General features: G+C 47.8%; 5 protein-coding genes and 1 pseudogene. 4 read left to right on the top strand and 2 right to left on the bottom strand.

Translation table 11 applies throughout. The annotated features are described in order from the left end of the window. A pseudogene (locus IQ235_RS18400) lies at positions 1-814 on the bottom strand (hypothetical protein); the annotation flags it as partial. Between the two features lie 521 nt (positions 815-1,335). On the opposite strand from IQ235_RS18400, the gene IQ235_RS18395 reads away from it, so the two are divergent. The 3 genes from IQ235_RS18395 (at position 1,336) to IQ235_RS18385 (ending at position 3,778) form a co-directional block, all read left to right on the top strand. Next, positions 1,336-2,886, top strand: a complete 1,551-nt coding sequence (locus IQ235_RS18395; protein WP_264322867.1) for a CPBP family intramembrane glutamic endopeptidase — start codon at positions 1,336-1,338, stop codon at positions 2,884-2,886. Positions 2,887-3,020: 134 nt separating this feature from the next. Beyond that, entirely contained in the window at positions 3,021-3,455 is a 435-nt protein-coding gene (locus IQ235_RS18390; protein WP_319592626.1) for a XisH family protein, read from the top strand. Continuing rightward, positions 3,437-3,778 (top strand): XisI protein, encoded by a 342-nt coding sequence (locus IQ235_RS18385; protein WP_264322866.1) that lies wholly within the window; start codon positions 3,437-3,439, stop codon positions 3,776-3,778. Before IQ235_RS18390 ends, IQ235_RS18385 begins: the two co-directional genes overlap by 19 nt. A gap of 134 nt (positions 3,779-3,912) precedes the next feature. Here IQ235_RS18385 and IQ235_RS18380 read toward each other — a convergent pair whose 3' ends face one another. Further along, entirely contained in the window at positions 3,913-4,386 is a 474-nt protein-coding gene (locus IQ235_RS18380; protein WP_264322865.1) for a hypothetical protein, read from the bottom strand. Between the two features lie 142 nt (positions 4,387-4,528). Between IQ235_RS18380 and IQ235_RS18375 the strand changes: the two genes are divergently transcribed. Continuing rightward, the gene (locus IQ235_RS18375) at positions 4,529-5,041 is read left to right on the top strand and encodes a helix-turn-helix domain-containing protein (RefSeq protein WP_502652934.1); all 513 of its coding nucleotides are present in this window, start codon (positions 4,529-4,531) and stop codon (positions 5,039-5,041) included. Positions 5,042-5,187: the final 146 nt, after the last annotated feature.

The raw sequence follows: 5,187 nt of genomic DNA, 5'->3' as shown, positions 1-5,187 counted from the left end.
ATTCGGTGGGGGGAAATGGTTCGGGACTAAAGCTGGGAAGGGCAACCGGAGACGCTTCCATTTCCGTTGTTCGGGCCGGGTCTTCGGTCGATTCCGACGCGATCGCTTTCTTGAGGCTGACGGTAAAAGATGGCGCGGTCGAGTCGAGGCGAACGGCTTCGTATTCCCCAGCCCAATGGGAACTGCGACGCTGAGTGGGGATCTCGAGTGCGGTTGGAAGGGAGTCTAAGGTTGGATGTTCCTGAGAGTGGGAATTGGGATCTCCACCGGGTAAGCTCCCACCTTCGAGTTGCTGTTGAATCAGGCGGACGTGGCTGTAGAGGCGATCGATCTCTTGTTCGAGGACGCTGACTTTGGTGGCGAGGTGAGAGTTATTTAAATAATCGACAACCCCGGCTAGAGAATCTCGCAAACTGGCATATTGCTCTTGTAACTGCACGATTTCTTGGTACACAAGCTGTAAATCGTCGAGTTGCGACAGTCGCCCTTGACTCGGAGTCGCCGCCACCGGACTGATTAGGGGGGTAGTCGAATCGAGTTTGCTACCAAGGGGTTCGGGCAATCCTCGAACCTGTTGCTCGAAGGTTTGTAGGTCTTGGGAGAGTTGTTGGTGAACCCGGACGATCGCCCCGGTCATTTGTCGCTGCGGCCACTCGTTGAGCCACCGACGGTTCACCAAGTTGAGCAACAGCGAACAACACAGAGGAACGCTGGCATAGAGGAATTGACCCGAAAAGGCTGCCATAGCCGAACCGACTGCGGAACTCGCCCAGCAGAGATATTCTGTCGCTTCTAACCGATTGGAGTTACTCAACGGTATTATCCTTCTTTCGATGCCCGTTATCGTGGGCGTGCGAGCCAAAACCCGAAGCGGCAAACCGCTTTGATTTCTCGTAGGGCTTCGATCGCTTTCGGGTAAAACAAAACAATTTGCCCTTTAGTTTGCCCTTTAGATCTATAGCACTACGAAGACCGGTTCGGACAATCGATCGAATCGGCAAGTTTCTTTCTCCCCTTGCTCGTACGCCAATCTCCTTATGGGTTCTTCTATGAGCTATACTCCCCATTTTGCCACTCGATCGCCCCCTCGAAGCTGACCGCGACCGATCGAGTGCCCAGAATGAGGAAATGAAACATAGAGGTAACGTCCTCCCACGGACGAGGAGACTCCAGAGACGGTATGCTGAGATCGGTCTGGTCTAGCATGACTTTGGATTCAAGAATTCAACTTCATCGATTCGATCGCGTAAGTGCGGACATCGTCGATCCGCTTGCTCGACGCGCGATCGTCAAGTCCGCATTCTGTCCAGACTGGCTGTTTTAGAACTCATCAATATGACCTTCAAACAAGCAATCTTGACGGCGCTGACGATCGTGACGACAGCTCTGATCGGATTGTCATTGCTCGGTAGCTGGCAAAAACCTCAAATTCAGGGTCAGCTCGAACTTTCTCAAATTAACTTGGTGCTGCAAGCGGCCGAGTGGCAACCGGACGAACCGGAACTAGTCGAGTTGCGCGATCGCTTGTTTGGTGAGGAAGTGTTTGAGGAAGCCCTAACGCAATATCAAAACTCGCAAGAGGTCGTCACCACCAATCTGACCGACCTGCGCGATCGACTCGATACGTTGACCCTGCGGGAAGTTCCGGCAACGGTTGCCGAAACCCAAGAACTCAAAACCAATCTCGATCGATTGACCGCCCTCGAAGATACGTTAGATTTGCGCTTGGGTCTTTTGCAAGCGCGCCAAACCCAAATTCAAGAGGCTCGTTCGAGTTGGAAGGCGGCGCTCGATCGCTCCGAGAACCTTCCAAATTCCAGTAAGACTGGCGAAGTGGCCCGAATTTTGGTGGCGCTGTGGGACGATCCGCCTCAAGTTCCCGTCGATGCCGAGCGCCAACTCCAAACGAGTTTAACGGGCTGGTTTCGCAATCGCGCCCTAGAGCAACTCTATCAAGTCCAAGGGCGATCGGATGCCTTCGTTCGACTGATCGCTCGAGAACAGCAACGGGCCGAGAGTGCCGTCTACAAACTCGTCCTCATCAACGGTGTTTCGATCGTCGGATTAGTCGTTGGTTTGGGATTGCTCGTCTTTTTGCTCTGGCAGCGGTTTGCAAAGGGGAAAGACTCGATTCTCGTCCTCGACGATCGCGCCAAGTGGTCGGTTCCCTGGAATTGGGAAATCGTCGCTCAAGTGGTGGTTCTCGGCTTTTTCATCACCTTCTTTCTCGGGCAAACCATTGCGATCTCCGTTATCCTGCCGCTCGCTATCAAGCTATTCGATTTGAGTGCGAGTCTCTCCGCCGTCCGGTTGCAAGCCATTTCTATTTTGGCGAGTTACGCCTTAGCTGCCGCCGCCGGACTTTTGGTGATGTATCTGTCTTTAGCACCGTTCCGTCCCCTGCCCGAAGATTGGTTTAAGTTCAAATTGGGGGGAAAAGATTTTTTGTGGGGATTGGGAGGCTATTTTGCTGCCGTTCCGTTAGTAATCGGCATCTCCTTACTCAACCAACAAATCTGGAAAGGACAAGGGGGTAGCAACCCGATTTTAGAAATTGCTTTGCAGGGGCAAGATTGGGTGGCGATCGCCTGTTTTTTTCTCACCGCTTCGATCGCCGCACCGCTATTTGAAGAGTTTATTTTTCGCGGCTTTTTACTTCCGGCTCTCACAAACTATCTCCCAGTTTGGGGAGCGGTTGTTGCCAGCAGTCTGGTCTTTGCCATGGCGCATCTGAGCCTATCGGAAGTGCTACCCCTGGCCACATTGGGCATCGTCTTGGGCACGGTTTACGCCCGATCTCGCAATCTCCTCGCTCCCATCCTCCTCCATAGTTTGTGGAACGGCAGCACCTTGCTGAGTCTATTCGTTCTCGGCAGCTCGAATTAATTCGATCGCACTTCTGACGATTTTAATTGATGAGTTAAGCAGAGATGAGGATAAGTTTGAATTTTATCTCGATCGAGCTTTGGGTACGATCGCCATGACGGATGATAATAATATGAATACCCACTCTAGCGTTGTTGAATGCACTGATGCCCGCACGGGATGTTTACCATGATGCCGTCAAACAAGCTTTAATTCAGGACGGCTGGACGATTACCGACGACCCATTGCATTTAAAGTGGGGGCGCAAGGATATGTATATTGATTTGGGGGCATCCCAATTACTCGCAGCGCAAAAGGAAGAACGTAAGATAGCAGTAGAGGTGAAAACGTTTCGCGGTCGTTCTGAGCTGGATGATTTGGAAAAAGCGCTAGGACAGTACGTTCTTTACTTTGATGTTCTGGGTGAGTTGCAACCAGAACGATTACTTTATCTGGCGTTACCCATTTGGGTTTATGAAAGCTTGTTTGAAGAACCTCTCGGTCAGTTATTACTAAGAAAGAAGCGCTTACGTTTGATTGTTTTTGAACCGACGCAGGAGTTGATTGAGCAATGGATACCGTCAGTTTAGAGCAGTGGAGAGATATTATCGAACAGGTGTTGCGCGATTATGCTTCGATACCCTATTCCTATAGCGAAGTTAAGAAGGAAACGGTTTTCGATCGCCACCAAGATCGCTATCTAATTTTAGTATTGGGTTGGGAAGGACATCGCTACGAACACGGCTGTACGATTCATCTCGAAATTCTTGACGATAAAATCTGGATTCAGCGAGATGGAACGGAAGAGGGAATTGCTTTAGATTTGGAAAATGCGGGAATTCCAAAAGAATGCATCGTCTTAGGATTTAAACCGCCTGAAGTCCGTCCTCTAACTGGGTATGCAGTGGCTTAAGGGGTACGACTCAAGCCAACTTAGCTCAATAATTAAAAATTTGTAGGGTGGGCAGTTTTTCTTGCAGACATCTAACTTCTACACTAGTTAACAAACTGCCCACCAACCTCGACTATCTGCGATCGGGATAAAGCCTATCCTGGATTCATCCAACCTTTAATACAATCCTTGGTAATATTCACGTAAGGATTATCCAGAACCTCTTCAATTGCTGTTTCTCCAGCCGCTTTTAACGCACCAACGACACGACGCTTGAAACTCGGAGTGGTTTCATAATCCACATAAGCGACGATTTCATCATAGGTTGCATCTGGCTCCTCGGCTTCTAACTGATGAATGAGTTTCTGGATTGCTTTTGCTGCATCTACCAGGGCTTTCTCATTTTTAGAAGAATAGTTATATTGATTGGCTTGCTGTCGAGCGTTGTCTGAAACTTTGTTGGCGTAGTTGGCAATATTCGCGTCTCTCAAATCCGTATTGAATGTCTCTGATCTCGATTCGCTTCTATCACCCGAGTTAATATTTGCTTCTACATTTCCCTGGATATCACCTTGAACTAAATTTCCAGAGAAATTACTGTTACTGAGTTTAATTAATTTGTTATCCATCTTAGTCTCCAGTCAATAATCTTACATTCTACCGATATGAAACATTTCCTCCAGTATCTCCCTGAATAAAGTTTCAAGACGGAGAAAGGCGGAAAAGAACGGATTGAGTTGGCTATAATATTAGCTAACTCTTACCCCTTAAATGATGCAGGTTGACGAAATCGTGAAACTTATCGATGAAGCAGTCTATGCAAAGACGGGAAAACACTTAAATGACTTGCAGCGTGGCATTATTGAGGGAACGCTGAAGCGACAAAAGTATTCTGAAATTGCAGAAGGCTATAATTGTACGCCGGGTCATGCAAAAGATGTGGGTTACGAACTTTTGCAACTTTTATCAGATGTCTTTGAAGAACCTGTGGATAAAAAGAATCTGAAATCGGTTTTAGAACGACAGGATAATTTAAATATTTCGTTTGGCGATAGTAGTCGCAATGTTATCGGGTTTATTAATGTTTGTTCGGACTCATCTGATTCTGACCCAAAAAACGATTGCCCCCAAACTCAACCCGATCGACAACACAACCTCACCGAAACAGAGATAGAAGCGATCGCAAAATTACGGCAGTTTGGTTTGGATAGTACCCAAATTGCTGAAGCACTGCAACTGTCTTTAGATGAAATCGAAAAGCTCAAATCTGAAGAGGTAAGTTGAAGCTTAATTTGTTTTTTGTACTAAATTTTAATATAGCTTTCGCCATTTACTAGTACCTTATCACAGCCTGAAACCCTTGTAAACTCGTTCGGAAATGACCCTATTTTCCCTGAATTTTTAGGTCAGTTTGGGCGACTTTACACAAT

The organism is Zarconia navalis LEGE 11467, assembly GCF_015207075.1.
GTDB classification, from domain to species: Bacteria; Cyanobacteriota; Cyanobacteriia; order Cyanobacteriales; family Geitlerinemataceae; genus Zarconia; species Zarconia navalis.
The sequence above is the reverse complement of the archived record's forward strand: the minus strand, read 5'-3'. Positions and strand labels throughout refer to the sequence as shown.